Source organism: Anaerocolumna sp. AGMB13020 (assembly GCF_033100115.1).
Classification (GTDB): domain Bacteria; phylum Bacillota; class Clostridia; order Lachnospirales; family Lachnospiraceae; genus Anaerocolumna.
This window is the reverse complement of sequence record NZ_CP136910.1, coordinates 5043485-5067620: the sequence shown is the minus strand read 5'-3', so window position 1 is coordinate 5067620 and position 24136 is coordinate 5043485. Positions and strand designations below refer to the sequence as shown.

Genomic DNA, 24136 nt, shown 5'->3' with positions numbered 1-24136 from the left:
AAAATAACTGCTGCCATTTTCTGATTATTAATCAGTCCATTTGCAGCAGTTATAAACTACTATTTCATTATGAGATTATTATAAAACAATCCTGCTGGAGAAATTCTCATTATAAATTTCTTCAACCTCCTGGCAAGAAACAGGTTTACTGAATAAATACCCCTGAATCAAGTCGCATCCGCCTTCTTTTAACCGGTAATACTGATAAGGTTCTTCGATCCCTTCAGCAGTAATTATTAGATTAAGACTATGAACAAGACTGATTAAACTGCTTATAACACTGCTGTTATCCATATTAATGAATTTCTCGCAGAGAGATTTGTCCAGTTTAATCTTGTCAACGGGAATAAAGGTAAGATAGTTAAGAGAGGAATAACCGGTTCCAAAGTCATCCATTGCAATTTTCAGCCCCATTTCCTTCAGCTGGTTAAGGAAAGCAAGTGTATTATCTGTTTCCTCCATTAATATGCTTTCTGTAATTTCGATTTCTATGTATTTGGGATTAATGTTATACTGCTTTAATGTATTACTCAAAAATGATATGTATTCTTTATCATTTAACTGTTTTCCCGAGAAATTAATGGCAACCGGCTTTAAGGGATATCCTTTCTTCCTCCATTCAGCCATTTGCCGGATTACTTCCTTTGTAACCCATCTTCCTATTTCAATTATTATACCGCTCACTTCAGCAATTTCAATGAACTTTGCAGGGGATAAGTTCCTGTTCTTCAGCCTGAGCAGGGCTTCAAACTCGTCTATCTCTCCAGTATCAACATTAATCTGTGGCTGATACAGCAAGGTAAACCCGTCTTCTTTTAGTGCACCTCTTAAGATATCTTCGATTTCCGCTTTGCTTCGGATATCTTCAAAAATACTGTCACTATAGAACATACAATTGCCTTTTCCGTTGCTTTTCACATAATACATTGCAGTATCAACATTGATAAGCAGCCTCTCCATATCCCTGCTGTCTTTGGGAAAAAAGGTAATACCGGCACTAAAACTTACAAGATGCTCTTTACCAAGCAGGCTAATCGGTTCATTAAATAATTTTCTAAGCTTATTCAGATAGACTTCCACAGCTTCTTCACTCTTCACATCGGTAATCAATAGAAGGAATTCATCTCCTCCGAATCGATATGCCTTTAAATCCTCGTCCACAAGGCTGTTGATTCGTTCCGCTATAACAGTTAATAACCGGTCACCGTTTAAATGCCCCAGGGTATCATTTATTGTCTTGAAATTATCAATATCCAGTAAGAGGACAGCTCCATAGAAATTGTCTTTTAAATGACCCTCCAATTTCTCCATAAAACTCATACGGTTCGGCAGTTTCGTCAGGTAATCATTCCCTGCCAGGTACTTGATATATTCCTCCTGCTCCTTTATCTGTGTGATATCGATTAATAAACCATTTAAAGACATTACATTTCCTTGCAGGTCAAATACGCCTTTGCCGCTTAACATTACCCAGATTTTTTCATTGTTTCTATTATGTAAGGATAATTCAATATATATCTTATCGGTTTCTCCGTTTAAATACCTATTATACTCTGATAATACAAGATTCTTGTCTTCCTGGCACAACATATTATCAAGAAGAACATCGATATCCTTCATCTCTGCCAGCTTAGGATTTAACGGATACAGAAACTCTTCGGTTATTGATAAGGTTCTTAAGGTTACATCATACTCCCATACTGCACAGCCTGTACTGTCAACTGCAATACCATACTTCTGATTCAGGATTTCCATCTCTTCCATATGTTTTTGTGATATCTCATACTGAAGTCTTAATTCCTCCTCCGAAGCAGTTAATTCTTCATAAGTCTGTACCAGTTCCTCATGACTCTCCTGCAGTATTCTGTCCATTTTTCTTCTCCTGATATTATCTGAGGTCAATAGAATTATTACCAATGCAGACAGAGAAAAAATCAAGACTATATTTCCAGTCAGAACCGGATGCTGTTCTATGAAGGATTGCTTACGTCCTACAATCTGGGTATCAGACGGTAGTAATCTTACGGGGATATCGTATTTCTTTAAAACGTTGTAATCAATTATGTAATTATTTGGACTTTCGTGAATTATTGGGATTGAGTCGATGGGAGTACCTCCAAAGACTTTTAAAAGAAGTTTGGCTGCGATTGCGCCTGAATCATAATAGGAAATCATTTTTCCACCCAGGATGCCTTCACCGATACCTCCGACTTCCGCACGCAGTATGGGAACTCTTGCAGCTCTGCTTAACACTCTGGAGGCTTCAGGTATAGTTATATTGGCCCCTGTTTTATCCGTGTACATACTTAAATAAAGAAGTATCGTGTCATCATCAATATTGCTGACTTGATTCTCCACTTCTGCAAAGGTGTAGTTGGATACATTTATATGTTCAAATTTTAATTCCGGGAATTGCTCCTCCAGGGAATAATACTGTACTTTGTCACCAATGCCGGTCAGGGTATCATCCACAATAGCTACTATCCTCTTCGCTGCTTTATTAAGTGCGATGCCGAGTTGTATGTTTTCTTTGATAGACAGCTCTTCTACCACACCAGTTATGTATGGAATCCCTTCTGCTTCCTTCACCCTGTTCGTATCATTAACTCCCAAAAATACAATTGGTATCTCTGCAAAAAGTTCCTTCTGATAATCCATGGCAAACTGCAGAGCATAATCATCCCCTACTATAATACCATCATAAGGAGGTAGATGTTCTATTTTATATTTTATCAGATCATGAAACAATTGTCTGCTGTTATATGAAACAAAACGTTTCGAATCCATGAATTCCAGATCCACATTATATTCCTCTGTCCTTAAAACAGAACGAACTCCTTCAATCTGTTCTGGTACACTGAGAAAATTCTCATTATAAGAGCTAATATACAGAATATTCTTTTTTTCCTCATTTCCGGCAGCCAAGAAAACAGGTGATTTCCCAGATAAATTATTGGGTGCAAAAGTCAGCAGTAAGCAGATTATAATACCTAAGAACGTCCTTATCTTATGCATAAATTCCCCTCAATTCAATTCCATATAATGTAATTTTACTTATTATAACACATATTGACTGATTTCGCTATAGTTAACAACAATTTTCTTCTAAAGCAAATAACTATGTTTAATTGTTTAAATTTTCTTTACATTTCAGACAACTAAGTTGATTTCAATGAATTTAATGAATATATTTGTCCAGGCTCTGCTGTGAATTCTTCCTTGCTATGAATACATCCTTGCTGTTAAAAACATTTTATATCCACTAGATTTCCATTTATTTCATTACCTCTTCTCCTAAAAAAAAGATAAATAAAAAAACAGCAGTATACCAAATGGCATACTGCTGTTATCTTATCTTACTCCGGTCAGATCCTTTATAATTTCTCCGGCTATAATCAGTCCGGCTACAGAAGGTACAAAAGCATTGCTTCCTGGAATTTGTCTTCTGTCCGTACATTTGCGCTGTGCCCCGGGAGGACATATGCAGTTGCTTCTGCAGCTGATAGACATATCTTCCAAAGGTTTTCTAGCAGGTTCCTTGGAATAAACAACCTTCAGCTTCTTAACACCTCTTACCTTTAGCTCTTTTCGCATAACCTTGGCAAGGGGGCAAACGCTAGTCTTATATATATCTGTTACTTCAAATCTGGTTGGATCCAGCTTATTTCCAGCTCCCATACAACTTATAATAGGAACATTACATTTTTGTGCCCTTAAAACCAGCTCAATCTTTCCTGTAACGGTATCTATTGCATCTACAACATAAGTGTATTCAGAAAAATCATATTGATCTGCTACTTCAGGTGTATAAAAGGTTTGATGAGTATGTACCACTGCCTGAGGGTTGATTTCCAATATTCTTTCCTTCATTACTTCAACTTTGTATTTACCAACCGTTTTTCTTGTTGCAATTATCTGCCGGTTTATATTCGTTAAACATACTTTATCATCATCAAATAAATCAAAGGTTCCTACGCCGCTTCTGGCAAGTGCTTCTGCCGTGTATCCGCCCACACCGCCTATACCAAATATAGCAACTCGTGCATTCTGTAATTTCTCCATACCTTCGTTGCCAAATAAAAGTTCTGTTCTCGAAAATTGATTTAACATTTCCTGCTCCGTTCTTTCAAAACTCCTGTCTTTATTAGCCTGAATTATGATAACATCAAATTTCTGAACTGTCAATTGTGGCTTTCAAATCCTTTGAGGTTAAATATTTCAGGGATTGATTGATTGGTGTCTGACGGTTTTCTTTGGCAATGGACGATGATTACGGTTTCTAGTTAGCCATTTCTCGTTCAGAGTTCCAAATGACACTAAAATGCCAGTAACTGTTCCCGGAAGGCAAGATTATACCAAACTCGCTGTCAGGTTTTCTATATGTAAGGCTGTGCGCTCAAACATGGTATAATCTTGCCTGGTCACAGTTTCTGCCATTTAAGTGTCATTAAGGAACTCTTCAATAGAAAATGGCTAACTAGAAACCGAAATCATCTGGGTATTGATATTGGATAATTGTTACATTATTGAGATATCTCTGTAGATTTGAGTGCTTATAAGTCAGATGTATGTTTAGCAATACTAGAAACACTTCTATGTAAATAGGATTTGCTTTTTTTATTATAAGCTCTTTTAGATAAAATCCGTTGATATTATACTATTAAATGATTTAAATGATATCAAATAGCATTGAACGTATGTTCTTATCATGATATAATAGAATCTGCAGATTCTACTCTGCAATCTTTACCAGTAATTAGTTTGGATATATCTGCTTTATGGGGTATTCCATTAACAAATATCAAGTTCTCAAAGAATCATATATTGTTAGTAATAGCTTCTATGACCGTACTCCATTGACAAATATCAAGTTCTCAAAGAAGCATATATTGTTAGTAATAGCTTCTATGACCGTATTCCATTGACAATGACAAATATCAAGTTCTCAAAGAATCATACATTGTAAGTAATAGCTTCAATGACGATATTCCATTGACAAATATCAAGTTCTCTATGGACTTTGTGTTAGACATGTAAGAATTAAAAACGGGGAAGGCATAAGAATTGGGTTTATCAAGTTAATCATATGAACTCACTGCATTGTAACCTCAAAAGCGGATTAGCGTTTTAAAGGTGTAGCAACTATATAACCAATTATTTATATTGGTTTTAATGGCTGAAAAATTAAACAAAATAAAGATTTATTTATTTAGAGAACTCTCTTTTAGATAGTGTAAGTGAACCAGTTGAAGTACGGACATAACAATTCAAAGATAGACCGCTTAGGTAATGATTATTAATATTCTTATATTCGAGGAGGTACATATGCATTTAGGTTCAGTTTATCTGATAGTAAAGGATTATAATAAGTCAATTCAGTTTTATGAAAAGATATTAGAAATGCCGGTAAGTGTTCAGAATATGCAAAGGTTTGCTCAGTTTCATTTCGACGGACAAAACATTTCAATATTGAATGGTTACTTTGATGCATTGAATCCAGGTTTAACAGTACGCAAGGGGGAATATGTAGAGGAATTTGATAACTTAGTTTCAATTGCAGATGCTGATAATACACATAAGTTTGTATTAAATCTCTGGTCAGAAAATTTGGAAAAAGAGAGAAATAGAATAGAGCAATTGCATATAAGTGACAAACTGACCCAAATTAAATATATTAACAATGTAAGCCCCTATTATTATTTTCAACTAACAGACCCAGATGGAAATATTATCGAAATCACTGGTCAATATTCACCTAAAAAAGGAGAATTCGTTTAATAATATAATTTATTATCTTATTAGAAAATTAGCATATTTGACTGTAATTCAGCCAAATAGAACTCATAAAAATACAGGTGGCATAAAATGAAATAACGAATTCCTTGATTACAATCCACAAGAAAATACCGATACTACCTTCCAAATGCGCAATAATAAATGGTTTATATCTTATAAAGTTTTATCAGCATATTTTTTAGTATAATCTTAAGTTTATCAGGATGCTAATGTTCATCCGCCTAAAATTATATGTATTAATAATATCATTATCTAACAGGGCTCTCAATTAAATATCTAAATAAAATATAATAAAAGAGTAGAACTAAAAAATCCCACTCCAACTAAGACACAAAACTTATATTAATTTTTTCTATAAAAAGCTTACGTCAATACGAGTACAGGAAAATAGCACAAACCAGAAAGAACGAATGCGCCTATGGAAAGGCATTAGAAGTCCTTTCTCTGAATATTTTGTGCTATATTATAAAGCAGATTGTCTGAGCGAAGCGAGTTATCTGATTTATAATATGCCAAGCACAAAATAATCAGAGAATTAGGACTACTTATGCCTTGGAATTGAAGCATGAGTTTTTTCTGGTTTGTGCTATTTTCCGTCCCCTTGAAACAAACTGTCCTTTATCGTTATCCTCATTTTTTATTCTCAACCTATCATCTCTTTTAAAGGTCTTCCAGCATAAAACAGCTCCATCGCTTCTTTTCGTATTTTTGTAAACCGATCAAATACTCTGATAGCTTCCTCTGCATTGTGATACACTTTCCAATAGCCGCACATTACATAGTTCTCACCATTGTTTTTAATATACTCTTCAACATCAGTAACCGGATAACCCAGCATAATTCCTATTTCATGTGGGAAATCCTCATTCTGTCCTGATTCTCTGCATTTGCGGTAACTGCCGTATCGTTCGCCCAGGCGGGTTAGTGCCTTGTGAAGATAAGGACAGCCGCTTCCATAGCCGTTTAAGGCTAAAAGAGGATTTTCGATATTATTCTGTATTACCTCCAGCAGCATTTGTTTATCATATATAATAATATAGATGGCTTTTTCACATTCGCACAGCACTCTTGCATTGCAGCCAAATCCTTCGCATTCTTTGATTAGCGCTTTAAAAAAATTTACCCGGCTGTCTATATAGCACTTTCGAAAGCAGACCAGATTAGAGGGTTTTGACTTTAACAAGGCAGGCATGCAGCAATTAGCTAATGAAAATGCCACATAGGAACCGGTTCTGTCTTCTCCTTTTAAAAAAATGTCCTCACTCATATTTAATCTCCTGCTTTAAGCAACAAAATGATTTATTGATAATGATTCTCATAACACATTGTATCCTTTGACAACTAATTTTGTCAATTGTGCTTTTGAGAACAATTATCATTAAGTTTCATTATTAGGATTTGAGCTTTTGCAGAATTTTATGAATGCTTTATGATATTTTATGAATTAATTCTGTTTTACTGCCTGTCTTGCTTTTTCGAATTTATCAGGTCTTATATGGCAATAACCGGTAGGATTCTTGTCCAGATATTTCTGATGATATTCTTCTGCCAGATAGTAATTTTTAATGGGAAGTACTTCTATTGCAATTGGTTTTTCATACTGTTTCTGAAGTTCAAGCAAAGATGCTTTAATAACTGGCACATCTTCTTCTGTTTCATAATAGATTCCGGTTCGATATTGAGACCCTTCATCTTCTCCTTGCTTATTTACTGATGTAGGGTTTATAACATCATAGTATAATTTCAAAATAAAATCCAAATCGAGTATTTCTGTATCATAGACCACTTTAACGGTTTCTGCATGTCCGGTATTTTTGTGGCAGACTTCCTCATAGGAGGGATTCTCCGTATTACCATTAGCATAACCTACGTTGGTTTCCAATACACCTTGTACACTTGAGAGGTATTTTTCTGTTCCCCAGAAACAGCCTCCCGCAAGGTATATAACTTTTTGTTTTGATGTATTTGACATACCACTACCTACTTTCTATTGTAATAATCGGATATAATATATGAAATTTAAACTGCCGGACAGAATTTCATCCGGCAGTTTATTGCAGTACCTATTATAACACAGAAGGTTTGTTTTTAAAATAATCCCCATAGTTTTTTCGCAGTTCTTCTTCGTCCAGCTGATAACGGGATAAATGTTTTGTTATGATCTCTTTTGCACCCTGACTGTCTTTCCTTTTGATGGAATCCACTAAAGCCTTATGATCTGCCAGTATTTTCGAGTCCCTGACTACCGATAAGCTCAATCTTCTCACTCTGTCAAAATGAGTCATCATTCCCGTTAGCAGGTTATAAGTAAATTGCTTATTACAGATGGTAAATAATAGCTCATGAAATTCATTATCCAGTTTCAGCTGCTTATCCTCATAGTTCTGCCCCTGGTACATCTCCTGCAGCCTGATATTTTCCTCCAGCAGCAGAATGTCTTTGGTACTAGCAAGTTCACAGGCTTCTTCCACAATTGCACTTTCTAAAAGCAACCGAACGAATCTTGCTTCTTCTACTAATTGATGATTAATGAGAGAAATACAGCTGCCTTTTTGCGGATATATTTCAACCAGCTTAATCTTACTAAGATCAATTAATGCTTCTCTTACCGGCGTTCTGCTGATTCCAAGCTCTTTTGCCAATTCATTTTCACTAACCAGACTGCCCGGAACTAAATTCAGCGATATAATATTAAACCGTATTACTCTTAAAGCATAATCACTTGCTGTTTCCCTGTTATTTCTCTCTAATATTATCATGCAGACTCCTTAGCCTAGAATATCTTTTAATGTATTGCGAACCGCGCCGGGTCCTTTCATCATTTTACCAAAATACTCTTCTACCTGTCTACCCAAACCTGCTTCATATAAATCTACTCCAAAAATGTCTTCCCTGCTGAGAACTCCGCTAATCTGAGTGTGAATATCCTCTGCTTCACCAAATTTAATGTTACGAAATACAGGTGTAAGTGAAGCAAGGATTGGATCCGGACTTAATGTATACGTCTCTCCCTTATCATCAAGTTCTGTTAAATAGCGGCACCAGCCTGCAAGGACCAAGGGAATTAGTCTTAAGGATACCTGGCCGTCTTTCTTAAGGTATGCTTTGATGGTTTCTCCAAAGCGTATACTGAGTTTTAAGGAAGTATCCGTAGCTATTCTTTGAGGTGAATCTGGAATAAAAGGGTTGGGCAGGCGTTTTTCCAGTACTTCCTCAAGAAACTTTTCAGGCTTGATAATTCCTGGGTTTTCAACGACTGGAAGTCCTTCTTTATAACCTAACTGATATACCAGTGTTTTCAGATCCTCATCTTTCATTTGGTCACTGATTTTATGATACCCCAGGAGACATCCAAATATAGCCAGTGCTGTATGGAGAGGATTCAGACAGGTACATACTTTCATACGTTCTACTTTATCTACGGTTTCACGGCTGGTAAATATGATTCCTCCTTTATCAAGGGCAAGCCTTTCCCCGGCAAACTTATCTTCAATCACCAGATATTGAGGTTCTTCTGCATTAACAAAAGGGGCACAGTAGGTATTTTTTGAGGTGATATAGGTCTGCAGGTCTTCCAGCCCGGTAGCCTTTAAATGCTCTTCTACCTCTGATGCTGGCCTTGGAGTAATCTTATCAATCATTGACCATGGGTATGTAATTTTATCCGTCATGAAAGCTAAAAACTGAGGTTCGGCTTTTCCGCCCTCAATCCACTTTTCTGTAATACAGATTACAGCTTCCTTTAATTTCGTTCCATTGTGAGAGCAGTTGTCCATACTGACCAGAGTAAGCGGTAAGCCGCCTGCCTTGTATCTCTCGTAACATAGTGCTGTAAGTTTTCCCATATAGCTTATAGGAGAATCCGGTCCATGTTTAAAATCTGCTAATATATCCTGTGTAAACTCTCTGCTTTGATTTACCAGACTATAGCCCTTTTCCGTAATCGTAAATGAAGCTATTTTCAGTGTCGGAGATTTGAAGATTTGAATCAGCCTGATCCAATCCTTTGTCTTACTGTTCATGCATAGAGATTCAGCTACACTGGCAATTACCGTCTTCTCAATCCTTCCATCCGGGCACAGAGTGGCCAATATGCTAAGATTATCATACTGCCTGTAAGCTTTTTCAACAATTTCATAGTCGAAACCTTCCGCAACGATGATTCCAGTCTTTAGTATACCCTCCTCCAATAGCTTCTGACTGACTGCTGCCGGAAAAGCTCTGAATATATTTCCACCTCCAAAATGTATCCATTCCGGGCCTTCTGCTGTTTCAGCCAACATGTTTTCAATATTAAATTGTGGCAGATGGTATCCTTCCTGTTCCCACTCATCCCTTTTTTTTATACCTTCGTAGGATAATCTCATAATCCTTTTCTCCTCCATATTATTGGAATCAACTTAAGCCTTTTCTTTTGCAATAGCCTCAAAAAGTCCATTCAAATAGCAAGTGCCAAGTGCTCTGTCATATAATCCATACCCGGGCATGGATACTTCTCCCCAGATTGCTCTTCCATGGTCAGAGCGGACGGGACCGTTAAATCCACATTCGTAAAGGGTCTTTGTAATAGCATACATATCAAGAGAGCCATCACTGGACAAATGTGCGGCTTCATCAAATTTGCCAGGTGCCAGATGCTTGATATTTCTTAAATGCGCAAAATGGATTCGTCCTTTCGCTGTCTTTATTATCTCACAAATATCATTATTAATATTAGAACCCAGGGAACCAGTACAAAGTGTTATTCCATTAAACTCCTCATCTACCGCCTTTAGGAGTCTCTCAATCGATTCCTTTCCAGTAACGATTCGAGGCAGATTAAATACTGGCCAGGCAGGATCGTCCGGATGAATGGCCATATGTATTCCATACTGCTTGCATACAGGTTTGATGCGATTTAAGAAATAAACAAGATTATCAAACAGGATGTCATTATCCACATGCTTATATTCTTCAAAGAGTTCTTTAACCTTTTCCAGTCTTTCAGGCTCCCAGCCTGGCAGTATAAAACCATTGCTGCTTTTATCCAATTCAGAAAACATTTTTGCGGGATCAATCGTATTAATTATTTCCTGATCATAAGATAATACCGTTGAACCGTCTTCTCTTAATTTGGCAAGGTCAGAACGCGTCCAGTCGAAAACGGGCATAAAATTATAACATATCATATTTATACCGCATTCTCCTAGATTCTTCAAAGTCTCAATATAGTTATCAATGTAATAATCACGGTTCGCATTGCCAGTCTTAATAGAATCATGAATATTTACACTTTCAATACCTATAATCTTTAAACCACTCTTTTCTACTTCCTCCTGTAATCCCCTTATTCTTTCAATTGGCCAGATCTCACCTGCAGGAATATCATATAAAGTAGTTATGACTCCTTCAACTCCGGGTATCTGTCGTATTTGTTCCAGGGTAACAGAATCATACTTTTTACCAAACCAACGTAAAGTCATTATCATTACAAAATCCTCCTTCTTATCTTGTATACTAGTATAACAGTATGATTTCTACCTGTCAATCTCACAATCTTTCTTTATGGATGCAATATCCTTATTGCATAAAGAAGGAGATATCCACCTGGATGAATTAATATCTCAATCCCTCGGCAGATATCCCCTTCTTTATTTAATAGGAGGTCTTTATTCTACTTTAAATAATTCCAAGTCCGGCACTTGCATATCCAACTACGCTGGTTGCAATTCCTGTTCCTGATACTACTGAAGCAGAGAAAATAAGAAGTAACCTTGTGCCAGCTGTTACTGGTATTGCTAATCCTGAGGTAATTCCACTTACTCTGTCACCAATAGAGATAATACCGGTTAAAGCAGGTGTAAGCTGGACTACAGCACCGGGTACTGGTGTGAAGGCATTGTTAACCGCAACTGTTCTATAAAGCTGTGCTGTTATTTGAACTGACGTTCCAATCAGACTGATTCCGGCATCCACGCTAAAGTATGCTGCCAAGGAACTGATTGTTCCGTCTCTTGGTACGGAAAAAGCAAAATTATTAATGTTGGTTGAATCAATAATACCATTCAGTATTTGAATTCCTGTTGCTGAACTTCCAAAACCTACTGCGGCTGTAGTTCCTACTAAACCACCGAGAATAGTTGTCAAAGCAACTACATTACCAGATGCATAAGGAATAATAGAAGCACCGCCAGGTGTTCCAGCTGCTCCGGTTGCTCCGGTTGCTCCGGTGGCTCCGGTGGCTCCGGTTGCTCCAGTAGCTCCGGTTGCTCCCGTGGCTCCGGTTGCTCCCGTGGCTCCGGTTGCTCCAGCAGGTCCCTGAGGTCCCGTTGCTCCTGTGGCCCCCGTGGCTCCTGTGGCTCCCGTGGCTCCCGTGGCTCCGGCAGGTCCCTGAGGTCCCGTTGCTCCTGTTGCTCCTGTTGCTCCTGTTGCTCCGGCTGCTCCGGCAGGTCCCTGAGGTCCCGTTGCTCCCGTTGCTCCCGTTGCTCCTGTTGCTCCCGTGGCTCCCGTTGCTCCTGTTGCTCCCGTAGCTCCCGTTGGTCCTTGCGGTCCCGTTGCTCCTACTGGTCCTTGCGGTCCGGTGGCTCCCGTTGCTCCGGTGGCTCCTGTGGCTCCGGTGGCTCCTGTTGCTCCTACTGGTCCTTGTGGTCCCGTGGCTCCTACTGGTCCTTGCGGTCCCGTGGCTCCTACTGGTCCTTGCGGTCCCGTGGCTCCTGTAGCTCCCGTTGCTCCTGTGGCTCCGGTGGCTCCGGTGGCTCCCGTCGGTCCTTGTGGTCCCGTGGCTCCTACTGGTCCTTGCGGTCCTACTGGTCCTTGCGGTCCTCTAGGTCCGGTAGCTCCCGTAGCTCCTTGCGGTCCCTGTGCTCCCTGTGGTCCTACTGGTCCTTGGGGTCCTCTGGGTCCGGGCGGTCCAGGAGGTCCGGGAGGTCCGGGAGGTCCGGGCGGTCCGGGTGGATAGGGATTAGGATTACAGCATGGATTCCATGAATTATAGTTCATAGCACTTACAATAGTGTCGTCTTGGCTGTCAGTAAAGGATTTGTTTTTTGACGAATCTTTACTACTCATGCAAAAACTCCTTTCTATATAAATCAGGATTTTGAAATCCTAATTTAATATATGACAGTTTTTGCTATATGTTCATTATTCATGACATTTTTCGATGAATTACATTTGACAATCTCTTTTAATGAAAAGTAAGGCGTCCTCTGAACCGGACGCCTTATAATTTATGATAATTTAAGGATAGTAAGTGATGCAACTACACTTCCTGGCGCAAGATCCGGGAATGTGATGGAAATAAATGAGTCATTTGTTACTGTTATTGTTGCTGGTACTGTAGTTACCTGAACAATAGCTGTTATTTCCACTCTGATCGTAGTCGCGGTATCACCTGTTGTACCTCCGGGAACGGGTAAACCATTAAGATTAATAGAAACAGAAGTGAGTGTTCCTAATACATTAGCTTCGAATATAACCAGATAATCGCCTGCCTCCGTCAATACTGTATCAGTAGTGTTGGGAAGTAGTATACCAACAGGCGTACTCGGAACATTTCCACTATCAAACACAAATTCTGCACCACCAGCAATAGTTCTGTCAGAATTGGTACTATAGCGGAAAACGTAAGAATTAATACCTGCGGGACCAGGAGGGCCTTGCGGACCTTGCGGACCTTGCGGGCCTTGCGGACCTGTGGCTCCCGTTGGACCTTGCGGGCCTGTGGCTCCTGCCGGACCTGCTACTCCTTGCGGGCCTGCGGGGCCTGCTTCACCCTGGGGACCTGCGGGACCTGTGGCTCCTGCCGGACCTTGGGCTCCTGTTGCTCCTGTAGCTCCTGCCGGACCTGCTTCACCCTGCTCTCCCTGGGGACCTGCGGGACCTGTGGCTCCTGCCGGACCTTGCGGGCCTGTTGCTCCCGTGGCTCCTGCCGGACCTGCTTCACCCTGCTCTCCCTGGGGACCTGCGGGACCTGTGGCTCCTGCCGGACCTTGCGGGCCTGTTGCTCCCGTGGCTCCTGCCGGACCTGCTACTCCCTGCTCTCCCTGGGGACCTGCGGGACCTGTGGCTCCTGCCGGACCTTGTGGGCCTGTTGCTCCCGTGGCTCCTGCCGGACCTGCTACTCCCTGCTCTCCCTGGGGACCTGCGGGACCTGTAGCTCCTGCCGGACCTTGCGAGCCTGTTGCTCCTGTGGCTCCTGCCGGACCTGCTTCACCCTGTTCTCCCTGGGGACCTGCGGGACCTGTGGCTCCTGCCGGGCCTTGGGCTCCGGTTGCTCCTGTTGCTCCTGTAGCTCCTGCCGGACCTGCTTCACCCTGTTCTCCCTGGGGACCTGCGGGACCTGTGGTTCCTGCCGGACCTTGCGGACCTGTGGCTCCGGTTGCTCCTGTCGGACCTGCTACTCCCTGTTCTCCCTGAGGACCTGCCGGACCTGTGGCTCCTGCCGGACCCTGTGCTCCTGTTGCTCCCGTTGTTCCTGCCGGACCTGCTTCACCCTGAGGACCCTGGGGACCTGTAGCTCCTGCCGGACCTTGAGCTCCTGTAGCTCCCGTGGCTCCCGTTGGTCCTGCTACTCCCTGTTCTCCCTGTGGGCCGATAGGACCAGTGGCTCCTGTGGCTCCCGTTTCACCTTGTGGACCTGCCGGGCCTTGTAGACCTTGGGGACCTTGGGGACCTGTGGCTCCTGCCGGACCTTGGGGACCTGTGGCTCCCGTTGTTCCTGCCGGACCTGCCGGACCTGCTTCCCCTTGAAGACCTTGGGGACCTGTAGCTCCTGCCGGGCCTTGGGCTCCTGCCGGACCTGCTTCCCCTTGCGGACCTTCCGGACCTGGTTCTCCTTGTACTCCCTGGGGTCCCTGAGGACCTGTGGATCCTGTTGCTCCTGTTAAACCAATGGGTCCCTGTTCACCTTGAGGGCCTGTAGGTCCAATCTCTCCAGGTGCTCCTGCCGGGCCGGTTGCTCCTGTAGCTCCTGTGGCTCCTGCAGGTCCTTGTTGTCCGGGTGGCCCTGCGGGTCCTGCGGGTCCTCTAGGTCCTGTTGGGCCTATTGGTCCTTGTGGGCCGGATGGTCCTTGCGGGCCTATTGGTCCTTGTGGGCCTTGCGGTCCGGGAGGTCCGGGAGGTCCAGGAGGTCCGGGTGGCGGACAAGGTTTCGGCGGGCATGGAGGAGGTGGACAAGGCTGCCCCTGTCCGTTAAAGTCACCGGGTCGGCCATTGTTCCAGCCACCATTAAAATTAGCTGCTGAAACATTAGATTTATCTTCCCTTTGTCGCCTTCCTGATTTATCGAACTCAGATGAATTAAAACCAGCGTTCATGCATAAAGCTCCTTTCCTGCATTATGTCCAATTGCCAGGCAAATCCCTGACAATTAGTATAAAGGAAGCTTTCTATGCTTCCTACCATATAAATATGATAGATACGCTGTTTTGTTCCAGTTTTTTACTATGCTAGCGAATATTCCTTAATATACTTTTCCAGTTTGTCCGCCTGCATAATAAATTCCTCACTCATAGCTGCACTTTCTTGAGCGGCAGCAGCATTTTTTTCTATAATGGGAGTAATATCTTTTAGGAACACATGTGTCTTTTGCAATTCATTCTGTACTAATTTTGTATTATACGCCAGCTGTTCCATTACATAATTTGTCTCCTCGGAAACTTTTACAATACGCTCAAAATTCCCTGCGGTATTATTCGCCATCAGGGACCCATAATGTATTGCGCTTACTGTACTGTTAATCAGTCCTGAAGTTGATTGTACAGCTTGGGTACATCTGGCTGCAAGTTTACCGATTTCAGATGCTACAACCCCAAATCCTCTTCCGTTTTCTCCTGCTCTTGAGGCTTCTATGGATGCATTTAAAGATAAGAGATTCGTCTGTTCCGCAATCTGCTCAATTACTGAAATAACCTGAGAGATTTCACCTGACCTCTGTTCAATGCTTCCCATGGCTTCCAGTACTTTTCTCATACTGATATTGCCTTCTCTTGCAGCAGTTACTGCTGTTTCTGAAAGTCCTGTCACATTTTTCGTCTGGTCGGTATTTATATTAATCATATCAACAATTGCCTCTACTTCACCTACCAGATTATTTATACGGTTATTCTGCTCTACACTTCCGTCTGCTACTGTCTTTGCCGTTACCGCAATTTGTGCGGCTCCTAAGGAAATCCCTTCAGCAGCCGTTGATATCGCCTCAATTACATTTTTAAGAGATATTATTGTATTTTCAAGAGATGATTTAATGGGTGTAAAATTACCTTCATACTCTATTCCGACAGATACTGTCAGGTTTTTTTGTTCCAATTCTCTTACTACATATGTTATGTTGTTAATATAATTTTTAAGTTTATCTATGGTCTGAGTAATTCCCTGACACAGGCTGCCCATTTCATCCGCAGATGAATATTGGAGGTCCACCTCTAAATTACCTGCTGCCATTTCATTCATAACAGCCATAATATTATCCACGGGGTGAATAATACTCTTTATTGTCTTTGACAGTATTCTCATACAGCTTAAGACACCGATCATAAAGAGCAGGAGAAATAACACAATACTTACGACTACTTTTATATTTATGCTGTTTATATACTGCTTGGCATATGTGGCTGTAAAAGCTTCCAGTTCTTCTAATTCCTCCACCATATGACTGTGAATGGGAACGTAATCATTTTTATAAATATTATAGATTTTCTTCTGGTCAAATTCTCTGGCACTGGTAAGAATCTGTTCTCTGTAACGTGCTCCTTTTCCTGATTCAACCTGTAAGCTTTCTATAATCTTCCTCTGTTCTCCTTTATTTATTGCAGGTATGGCGGACAAATCTGTTATGTACGCTTCCAGTAAATCATATTGCTGTTCAGATTCTTCAATATATTTACTACAAAGTTCTTTATTCTGTGTTATGTAGCTGCGGTAAATGTTATTTTCAATGATTTTCATAGATACCTGCGCTTTTATTACTTTCTCTTCTGTTTGATAGATCTGTGAATGAAACTCATTGGTCATGTTTCTTAAAGCCATAATATTTACCAATGAGACAATGACCATTAATAACATTACCGCACCCATGCAGCCAAAAGTGAACTTAAGTCTCCTTCCGATAGGCATACTATATATCTGATCTATCATATTTTTAATAGATTTCAACCTAACTTTCTTTTTCATGTTAAGATTCTTCTTTTCCTTTGTATTTTTCATACAACCTCCATTAACCTGTCTTCTGTTAAGCTAAATCTATCAATCTCATGTAAACCCATTATGGCGGGATTGTAAATTCTATGTAAAACAAAAGGACTGCTTTCGACAGAATCACCTGTCAAGCAGTCCTTCTAAAGATAAAATCCTTTACAATCTCTTAATATTGCTTCCAATTCTGGAAACGGATGGAATTCTCTTCTAGTAATGCAGAAGAGATTATAATTTCACCATTGCTCTCTGTTCTTTGTTCTTCCAGGATGGGCACCGGGTTGCAGCCGCCACGTTCCTGGGCTATTTTGTCTGTTGGAAAGACATTCTTACAGTTCTGACATTGGAAGTTGTCACCTGTCTGTTTAAAAAAAGCATAAGGGCTGCCGTTGCACACCTGGCACGTATTAAAAGCGGTTCTAATGCTCCCATCGCTTGCCTTGACTGCAAATAAACCTACTGTCATGCCACCGGCTTCCGTTTCGAAAAAGGATGCTTTGTCCGATATTTTCGAAGTATCAATAACAATGTCACTATTAGCGTTGAGAGTAATTCCAGCGCTTTGTACTTCTTCCCCTTTGTCAGTATCAGTTCCCTTTGATACGTTCTTTACTACAAAGACAACGAGCAGAAACAGCAATACTGCACCAATTGCAACTGTAGTTATGTTTTTAATAGATAACTGCTTCTTTTTAATAAATTTCTCCTCCACTCCATAAAATGATACCTTATAATACCATTCCTTTGTGGAGTTTGTATGGAGATATCTTACTGATTATGATACTCCTTGGAGAAGTAGTAATTTTTTTGTTCATCGCTATAGAAATAAAGATAATCGGTCTGCGGAGGGTTAAGTGCCGCATTGATTGCTTCTCTGCCAGGATTACAGATTGGTCCTGCCGGTAAAGCAGGGCATTTATAGGTATTGTAAAAGCTATTGTAACGGTTGATATCCCCATCTATAAAAGGTTTTATATATTTTTCCACATAATGGATGCTCGCATCTAACTGCAGTTTCATGTTTATCTTTAACCGGTTATGGATCACAGAAGAAATATTGTATTTGGTTTCTTTATCCTTCCCTTCTTTTTCCACCAGTGACGCAATGGTCAGTATCTGATTAATGGTCAATCCGAGTTCTGCTGCCTTTTTCTTATCAGCTTCTGTTATTTTTCCATCTCCGTTACGTAAAAATTTTCCTATAGCATCTTCACCTTTACTCAACCGGTAGAACTCATAGGTATCAGGATACAGATATCCTTCCAGCAGATAACAGCGGTCAGGATTATCCTCCAGCGCATCAATTAAAGAGTAATCCCTGGTAAAATCATATTCCTCCATCGCTTTATACAAAACCTCCTCTGAGGCACATACCCCTTTCCGAACCAAGAGGGTAAATACCTGAGGCAATGAATAACCTTCCGGTATGGTAACTTTTACTGTTCTTCCTATATTACTTACTTTAGAGGCTTCTACAAGGCTTGTGACTTTGCCATATGGATTGTACACGATAACCCCGCTTAAAGCAGTGGTATCGTATCCTTTTGCCTGCATATCCGATACTTTATAGGATTTCACTCCTTCTGTTTTTAAAAGGACCCATTTAAGTGCTGCCATATGTACCATAAGTGCTTTACTTTCCTTGGAGATATACATAGGTGAAGCCATCGTCTTTTTTACCCCTTTGGCCTTGGAGGAGGAATAATAATAAAAAGTACTGCTGCCCAGGGTAAAGGTGATTTTCTTTTTATTCACTGTATTGGTCACAGTTGCTTTTTTAGTCGTTTTATTATAGCTGAGCTTAAGTTCTGTCAACTGTGCCGCTGTTTTTTTCAAAGGAATCATGATATTGCCTTTGTCAGTGGTTTCAATTCTCCCATCAGTATCTTTGGAGAAATCCCAAAAGGAATAAATACCTTTTGCGTCTACCGTAAGGATTCCGTACTGCTTCACTATTACACTCGTGTTCTGGTTATCGTTCTCCGTCGCAAGCGCAGGCTCTGTCTCTTCTGTTGCTGGCATTTCTGCGGCAGTACTCGTCTGGCTTCTTAAAAATCCTGTTAATAACAGAGCGGGAATTATTAGAATAGCAGTCAGCTTTTTTATTTTTCTCATTACCTTTCCTCTTTCTTTCATTAGACATATCAGCCAGTTAGATATTTAAGGCTTTTTGTTATACCATATAATTACATAATCCTCTATATTTTAAACCTTTGACAGAAAATTGCAATGGTTTAATTGATATTCGTCATAAAGACAAGAGGAATCCTCATAAAATTACTAAGACCAAAAGGAAAGAATGGCTGCTATGAACAAACAGGAAAGAGTACAGATTATTGTACGATGCAGTGATTACGAGAACAATTACAATGAAATTGCTTCAATGGGTAAGCTCAAATATAAATTGCCTATGATTGACTCTTATGTTGTAGAGGTGGCACCGGATGCTTTAAGTAATCTCCAGTCTGAGAATCACCTCTGGAGTTTCGAGCTGGATACACACATAACCGCTCAAATGAACCGTGTAGCTGATATCATAGACTTAAATTGGGCACACGATAGAAATATTACAGGTGAAAATGTAGGAGTTGCAGTTGTAGATACCGGCATCTGTATGCACAAAGATTTTACAGAAGGAAAAAATAGAATAAAGGCCTTTCATGATTTGATACACGGGAGAATCGAGCCTTATGACGATAACGGCCACGGCAGTCACGTCTCCGGAATTATCGGCGGCAGCGGCTTTCTCTCAAATGGCAAATATACCGGAATAGCCCCCAAATGCGACCTGATTGGAATCAAGGTACTGGACCAGAAAGGTGACGGTAATATTTCAGATGTACTGGCAGGCTTACAATGGATAATTGATAATAAAGTAAAACACAATATAAGAGTTGTTAACATTTCAGTTGGTACAACAACAAAAGACAATGCCGATGAAAATTCACTTTTGGTGAAAGGTGTAAACGCTGTATGGGATGCGGGTATCGTAGTGGTGGTAGCTGCCGGAAACAATGGCCCCAGTCCAATGTCCATTTCAACTCCCGGTATCAGCCGAAAGGTAATTACCGTCGGTTCTTCCGATGACAGAATAACCGTTGAACTCTTTGGAAATAAAACCATGGATTATTCCGGAAGAGGTCCTACAGCCTCCTGTGTTAAAAAACCTGATATCGTGGCACCCGGATCTAATATTGTATCCTGTGGTACCATGAAGAATTACCAAAGATACAGATACAATGTACTTAATAATCCCAGAAATGATTACACCAACCTAATGTATACTGTTAAGAGCGGCACCTCCATGGCTACCCCCATTGTTACCGGTGCTATCGCTCTTTTACTTTCTGTATATCCGTCTTTAAGCAACAAAGATGTTAAATTGAAGCTGCGGGACTGCGCAATTGACCTTGGTTATCCCTGGTCAAAGCAGGGCTGGGGTCTGTTAAATATAAAAAGGCTTCTTCAATAACGAAAACGGCAGAACCTACCCTGTATTCAGCAGACATGTTCCTTCAAAAACTGTCTCTCTGTATTCATGGTAAGTTCTGCCATATTTTTTGTTGTGGTACATTTTTTACAGTCTTTATGTTCCACTTTACGGAGCAAAGAAAACATTTTACTCCGTGAAACAGCAGAATCAGAACTTTTTATATAAATCCTGTTTTGCACCGCATACAGGACATTTATCAGGTGCACCATCAAGAACTGTATGTCCGCAGATTGGACAGACATATACGGATTCCAGTTTGATATCCTGTCCGCCTTTTGCTGCATCCTGAGCCTGTTTAAACAATTCCGCGTGAATTTTTTCAGCCTCCAGTGCTAAATGGAAGGATCTTTGTGCTCCCTTTTCCTCCTGAAATTCTGCTGCATTCAGATACACCGGATACATTTGATCTACCTCATGGAGTTCACCGTTAATTGCTCCCTGCAGATTATCCACTGTTTTTCCTGTTCCAAATACTGCTCCCGCAACAACAGTAGCATCAGCAGTATCTCCTCCAATTTCCTTGAAGTGATTATTAGCATGTACCCTTTCTGCATAAGCTATGGCTTCAAACAGCTTAGCTATGTTCGGAAAGCCCTCTTTCTCAGCCATGGTTCCCCAGGTCAAATACCTCATATGGGCCATGCTCTCTCCACCGTAAGCGGAATGAAGAAAATCACTTGTCATTGCATTCTTAACTGCCATTTCTAACCTCCTTAGGAATTTATTGAAAAAGTAGGTCTACTCCTAAACCTGTCATACTCCCTGCATGAACTCTGTACCGGTTTCACCAGAGAATTATACCAGGCTTAGGTGTATTCCCGCTTTTTTTACTGAACACACTATTTAACCACAATATTACAATTTATAGGATTAACCATATGATATAAGTTAAACGAACTTTATACAAATCGGTTGATTAACGCCTCGATAACTTTTGTATTCCTCTCCTGTTCAATTAAAGTCTTACCGTCTTTTAAAAGGTTATGCTTCCTATGAAAATCCAGTTTATCTTCTCTATAGATAATACCGGTGGGAATTCGTTCTTCCCCTTCCATTGCAGTCATAATAGCTGCAGCTTTATTTGAGGGATCGTACTCTTCTCCTAAGGGTGCAACTTTACTCTTGTAGTAAGCAAAGGTGTTGATCTTATTAAAGCTGATACACGGCTGGAGGATATCCACAAATGCATAACCTGGATAAGAGATGGCTTCCTTCATAAGGGTTACCAGTTGTTTTGCATCACCGCTGAAACCTCTGGCTACAAAACCTGCACCGGCAGCTATTGCCATTAATACGGGATTTAAAGGCGTATTCATGCTTCCATCTGTCTGTACTTCGGTTACATGACCTTCCTTACTGGTTGGGGATGCCTGACCTTTGGTAAGTCCATAGATCTGATTATCATGAACAAAATGTGTAATATTTACATTTCTTCGTATGTTATGTATAAAGTGGTTTCCTCCTTCACCATAGGAGTCACCGTCGCCGGAATCCACTATAACCGTTAGTTTTTCATTTGCTATCTTGGCAGCAACTGCAGCCGGTAAGGCCCTTCCATGAAGTCCGCAGAAGCTATTGGCACTGATATACTGAGGTGTCTTTGCTGCCTGGCCGATTCCGGCTACCATCAGTACCTCTTTTGGATCTTTATCAAGCTCTTCCAAGGCTGTTTTCAAGCTATTCAAAATTGCAAAATTACCGCAGCCAGGGCACCAGGCTGTTTCGTAAGTCGTAAATTTTCCCATATCAGTCAAGACCTCCTTCCAGTACCTGTGATTCTATCTCTTCACCGGAAATCTGTCTGCCGTCATATTTTAATATACTCCTGTCACAGCTGATGCCGGTCTGTTCCCTGATAAGGGATGCCAGCTGTCCGGTTGCATTCTGTTCCACATTTATTAAGGTTCTTCCTTTTGAATACTTTTCAAGATTCTGTTTAGGCAGAGGATAGATATCACCGTATACCAATGCACCATAACTTCCTTTTCCCGACTTATTTAAGCGGCTAACTGCTTCGCTAATGGGACCATAGGTGGAACCCCAGCCAAGGAGCAGTACCTTGCAGTCTTCTTCACCGATAAATTCCGGTTCCTGTAATTCCAGGGTCAGTCCTTCAAGCTTTCTCATTCGCTTATCCATCATATTATTTCTGACTTCAGCAGATTCTGTTATCCAGCCTCTCTCATCATGTTCGTCACTGTCTGCTGTCACCAGATGTTCGGTTAAACCTGGTATGAGCCTTGGAGATATACCATTCTCGGTAATTCGATAACGTAAATATTCGCCTTCTGCCTCTTTTGCAGGTTCAGTCAGTGTAATATCCTCAAGATTATAGGGTTTTACGCAAGCTGTGGTATCGCCAAGATATTGATCACTTAACAGGATTATAGGTATCTGATATTTTTCCGCCAGATTCAGCGCTCTGATTGTTTGATAGAAAGAATCTTCATGATTTCTAAGTGCTATAACCATACGGGGAAACTCACCCTGTGCTGCAGAAATTACAAATTTCAAATCACTCTGCTCGGTTCTGGTGGGAAGCCCTGTTGCAGGTCCCGGCCTTTGAACATCTATTACCACCAGAGGAATCTCTGCTATACCAGAAAAGCCTAAAGCCTCTACTTTTAAACAAAAACCGCCTCCGCTGGTACCCGTCATTGCTCTGGCTCCCGCATAGGAAGCACCAAGAGCCATATTGATAGCAGCGATTTCATCCTCTGCCTGTTCCACCAGGACCCCTGAGACATTACCGATATAAGCCAGATATTCCATTACTGCGGTGGAGGGTGACATGGGATAAGCCGAATAAAATTTAAGCCCGCCGGCAACTGCTCCCAGTCCAACTGCCTTACTGCCGGAAATCAGCATATAATCCTTAAAAGGTCCCTCCAGATGTTCAAAGACAGGTTCAACGCTGTCGTATCCAATCTGAATTGCTTTTAAGTTCACTTCTAAAAAATCTTTTTTTATGACTCGTGGCATAACTTCTTCCACATATGTAAACGGTTCACCAAAAAGCTTTAAAATAGCACCGATAGCAATACTGCCTGATGCTCTAAGATTTCCAAGCTCCTTCGCTTTCTTATCCATATCCAGCTTGATTATTCTGTCGTCACTATATTCCAAGCTGCTGTCACACAGGATAAATCCCTTCTCAGTTAGTTTATCTTTATGCAGATGAATGGTTTCATCATTTAGTGCAATAATACCATCAATTCTGTCACTGTGAGAGTTGATCTTCTCGGTTCCAAAACGGATCATAGAAAAATTGTGGCCGCCGCGTACACGGGACATAAAATCCCTGGTGGTATATATATAATAACCGGAGTGCTTTAACAGCTTCTCCAGAATTGCAACAGTGGTGTCAATGCCCTGACCTGCTGCACCGCCTAATAATAAATTGTACATAGTTCTCCTCCTTTTCTAAAATCTGACTATATTATACTTCATTTTTATCTGAATTTCAATAATAATTATCGTTTTCTTTATTATTATTTATAAATAATAATTTTATCCAGAAATTATCTTATATCATCATCCGTTTCACATTTTAGCATGACTTTTATCTTGATTTTTCCATATAAACTGAAATGTCATTGTATCGTTCCGTAAAATCAGGTATGGCAAAATCAGATATTTTAGTATCAGAAATGCTATTTTAACAATAAAGAAGTC

17 protein-coding genes are annotated in these 24136 nt (G+C 40.7%); 2 read left to right on the top strand and 15 right to left on the bottom strand.

Going from position 1 to position 24136, the window contains the following annotated elements; genetic code table 11:
• Window positions 1-78: 78 nt before the first annotated feature.
• Both R2R35_RS21345 and R2R35_RS21340 read right to left on the bottom strand, forming a co-directional pair.
• Window positions 79-3015 carry an ABC transporter substrate binding protein gene (locus tag R2R35_RS21345; protein WP_317731885.1) on the bottom strand — a complete coding sequence of 979 codons (2937 nt, stop codon included), beginning with the start codon at window positions 3013-3015 and terminating at the stop codon, window positions 79-81.
• A gap of 336 nt (window positions 3016-3351) precedes the next feature.
• Window positions 3352-4110: a tRNA threonylcarbamoyladenosine dehydratase gene (locus R2R35_RS21340; protein WP_317734836.1), complete on the bottom strand. Its 759-nt coding sequence runs from the start codon at window positions 4108-4110 to the stop codon at window positions 3352-3354.
• A gap of 1215 nt (window positions 4111-5325) precedes the next feature.
• Between R2R35_RS21340 and R2R35_RS21335 the strand changes: the two genes are divergently transcribed.
• Window positions 5326-5778, top strand: coding sequence for a VOC family protein (locus tag R2R35_RS21335; protein ID WP_317731884.1), 453 nt, complete (start codon window positions 5326-5328; stop codon window positions 5776-5778).
• 661 nt (window positions 5779-6439) lie between these two features.
• On the opposite strand, the gene R2R35_RS21330 is transcribed toward R2R35_RS21335, so the two are convergent.
• The 10 genes from R2R35_RS21330 to mltG all read right to left on the bottom strand — a co-directional run bounded on the left by R2R35_RS21330 (window position 6440) and on the right by mltG (window position 19083).
• Entirely contained in the window at window positions 6440-7063 is a 624-nt protein-coding gene (locus tag R2R35_RS21330; RefSeq protein WP_317731883.1) for a DUF3793 family protein, read from the bottom strand.
• 177 nt (window positions 7064-7240) lie between these two features.
• The gene (gene msrA, locus R2R35_RS21325; RefSeq protein ID WP_317731882.1) at window positions 7241-7768 is read right to left on the bottom strand and encodes a peptide-methionine (S)-S-oxide reductase MsrA; all 528 of its coding nucleotides are present in this window, start codon (window positions 7766-7768) and stop codon (window positions 7241-7243) included.
• Between the two features lie 94 nt (window positions 7769-7862).
• Complete coding sequence (locus tag R2R35_RS21320) at window positions 7863-8555, bottom strand: GntR family transcriptional regulator (protein ID WP_317731881.1); 693 nt, start codon at window positions 8553-8555, stop codon at window positions 7863-7865.
• Window positions 8556-8564: 9 nt separating this feature from the next.
• Window positions 8565-10163 carry a mannitol dehydrogenase family protein gene (locus tag R2R35_RS21315; protein WP_317731880.1) on the bottom strand — a complete coding sequence of 533 codons (1599 nt, stop codon included), beginning with the start codon at window positions 10161-10163 and terminating at the stop codon, window positions 8565-8567.
• A 33-nt stretch (window positions 10164-10196) separates the two neighbouring features.
• On the bottom strand, window positions 10197-11264 hold the full coding sequence (uxuA, locus tag R2R35_RS21310) for a mannonate dehydratase (RefSeq protein WP_317731879.1): 1068 nt from the start codon (window positions 11262-11264) through the stop codon (window positions 10197-10199).
• A gap of 190 nt (window positions 11265-11454) precedes the next feature.
• A complete protein-coding gene (locus tag R2R35_RS21305; protein WP_331670172.1) occupies window positions 11455-12843 on the bottom strand; it encodes an exosporium glycoprotein BclB-related protein in 1389 nt (462 codons plus the stop codon).
• Window positions 12844-13004: 161 nt separating this feature from the next.
• On the bottom strand, window positions 13005-15092 hold the full coding sequence (locus R2R35_RS21300; RefSeq protein ID WP_317731878.1) for a collagen-like protein: 2088 nt from the start codon (window positions 15090-15092) through the stop codon (window positions 13005-13007).
• A gap of 127 nt (window positions 15093-15219) precedes the next feature.
• The gene (locus R2R35_RS21295) at window positions 15220-16980 is read right to left on the bottom strand and encodes a methyl-accepting chemotaxis protein (RefSeq protein WP_317731877.1); all 1761 of its coding nucleotides are present in this window, start codon (window positions 16978-16980) and stop codon (window positions 15220-15222) included.
• A gap of 157 nt (window positions 16981-17137) precedes the next feature.
• Window positions 17138-17680, bottom strand: a complete 543-nt coding sequence (locus R2R35_RS21290; protein ID WP_317731876.1) for a DUF2318 domain-containing protein — start codon at window positions 17678-17680, stop codon at window positions 17138-17140.
• Window positions 17681-17736: 56 nt separating this feature from the next.
• Window positions 17737-19083 (bottom strand): endolytic transglycosylase MltG, encoded by a 1347-nt coding sequence (gene mltG / locus R2R35_RS21285; protein WP_317731875.1) that lies wholly within the window; start codon window positions 19081-19083, stop codon window positions 17737-17739.
• A 400-nt stretch (window positions 19084-19483) separates the two neighbouring features.
• Here mltG and R2R35_RS21280 point away from each other — a divergent pair, with 400 nt between their 5' ends.
• The gene (locus tag R2R35_RS21280; RefSeq protein WP_317734833.1) at window positions 19484-20440 is read left to right on the top strand and encodes a S8 family peptidase; all 957 of its coding nucleotides are present in this window, start codon (window positions 19484-19486) and stop codon (window positions 20438-20440) included.
• A gap of 168 nt (window positions 20441-20608) precedes the next feature.
• Here the strand turns inward: R2R35_RS21280 and R2R35_RS21275 are convergent, their stop codons facing one another.
• From R2R35_RS21275 to R2R35_RS21265, 3 genes are all read right to left on the bottom strand, one after another.
• Window positions 20609-21163 carry a rubrerythrin family protein gene (locus tag R2R35_RS21275; protein ID WP_317731874.1) on the bottom strand — a complete coding sequence of 185 codons (555 nt, stop codon included), beginning with the start codon at window positions 21161-21163 and terminating at the stop codon, window positions 20609-20611.
• Between the two features lie 197 nt (window positions 21164-21360).
• On the bottom strand, window positions 21361-22206 hold the full coding sequence (locus tag R2R35_RS21270; RefSeq protein ID WP_317731873.1) for a 2-oxoacid:ferredoxin oxidoreductase subunit beta: 846 nt from the start codon (window positions 22204-22206) through the stop codon (window positions 21361-21363).
• A 1-nt stretch (window position 22207) separates the two neighbouring features.
• Window positions 22208-23869 (bottom strand): 2-oxoacid:acceptor oxidoreductase subunit alpha, encoded by a 1662-nt coding sequence (locus R2R35_RS21265; protein ID WP_317731872.1) that lies wholly within the window; start codon window positions 23867-23869, stop codon window positions 22208-22210.
• Between the last annotated feature and the right edge of the window lie 267 nt (window positions 23870-24136).

Bases quoted from the DNA above. Each gene is read 5' to 3' on its own strand.
- R2R35_RS21345 (WP_317731885.1), bottom strand. From the start codon at position 3,015: ATGCATAAGATAAGGACGTTCTTAGGTATTATAATCTGCTTACTGCTG.
- R2R35_RS21340 (WP_317734836.1), bottom strand. From the start codon at position 4,110: ATGTTAAATCAATTTTCGAGAACAGAACTTTTATTTGGCAACGAAGGT.
- R2R35_RS21335 (WP_317731884.1), top strand. From the start codon at position 5,326: ATGCATTTAGGTTCAGTTTATCTGATAGTAAAGGATTATAATAAGTCA.
- R2R35_RS21330 (WP_317731883.1), bottom strand. From the start codon at position 7,063: ATGAGTGAGGACATTTTTTTAAAAGGAGAAGACAGAACCGGTTCCTAT.
- msrA (WP_317731882.1), bottom strand. From the start codon at position 7,768: ATGTCAAATACATCAAAACAAAAAGTTATATACCTTGCGGGAGGCTGT.
- R2R35_RS21320 (WP_317731881.1), bottom strand. From the start codon at position 8,555: ATGATAATATTAGAGAGAAATAACAGGGAAACAGCAAGTGATTATGCT.
- R2R35_RS21315 (WP_317731880.1), bottom strand. From the start codon at position 10,163: ATGAGATTATCCTACGAAGGTATAAAAAAAAGGGATGAGTGGGAACAG.
- uxuA (WP_317731879.1), bottom strand. From the start codon at position 11,264: ATGATAATGACTTTACGTTGGTTTGGTAAAAAGTATGATTCTGTTACC.
- R2R35_RS21305 (WP_331670172.1), bottom strand. From the start codon at position 12,843: ATGAGTAGTAAAGATTCGTCAAAAAACAAATCCTTTACTGACAGCCAA.
- R2R35_RS21300 (WP_317731878.1), bottom strand. From the start codon at position 15,092: ATGAACGCTGGTTTTAATTCATCTGAGTTCGATAAATCAGGAAGGCGA.
- R2R35_RS21295 (WP_317731877.1), bottom strand. From the start codon at position 16,980: ATGAAAAATACAAAGGAAAAGAAGAATCTTAACATGAAAAAGAAAGTT.
- mltG (WP_317731875.1), bottom strand. From the start codon at position 19,083: ATGAGAAAAATAAAAAAGCTGACTGCTATTCTAATAATTCCCGCTCTG.
- R2R35_RS21280 (WP_317734833.1), top strand. From the start codon at position 19,484: ATGAACCGTGTAGCTGATATCATAGACTTAAATTGGGCACACGATAGA.
- R2R35_RS21275 (WP_317731874.1), bottom strand. From the start codon at position 21,163: ATGGCAGTTAAGAATGCAATGACAAGTGATTTTCTTCATTCCGCTTAC.
- R2R35_RS21270 (WP_317731873.1), bottom strand. From the start codon at position 22,206: ATGGGAAAATTTACGACTTACGAAACAGCCTGGTGCCCTGGCTGCGGT.
- R2R35_RS21265 (WP_317731872.1), bottom strand. From the start codon at position 23,869: ATGTACAATTTATTATTAGGCGGTGCAGCAGGTCAGGGCATTGACACC.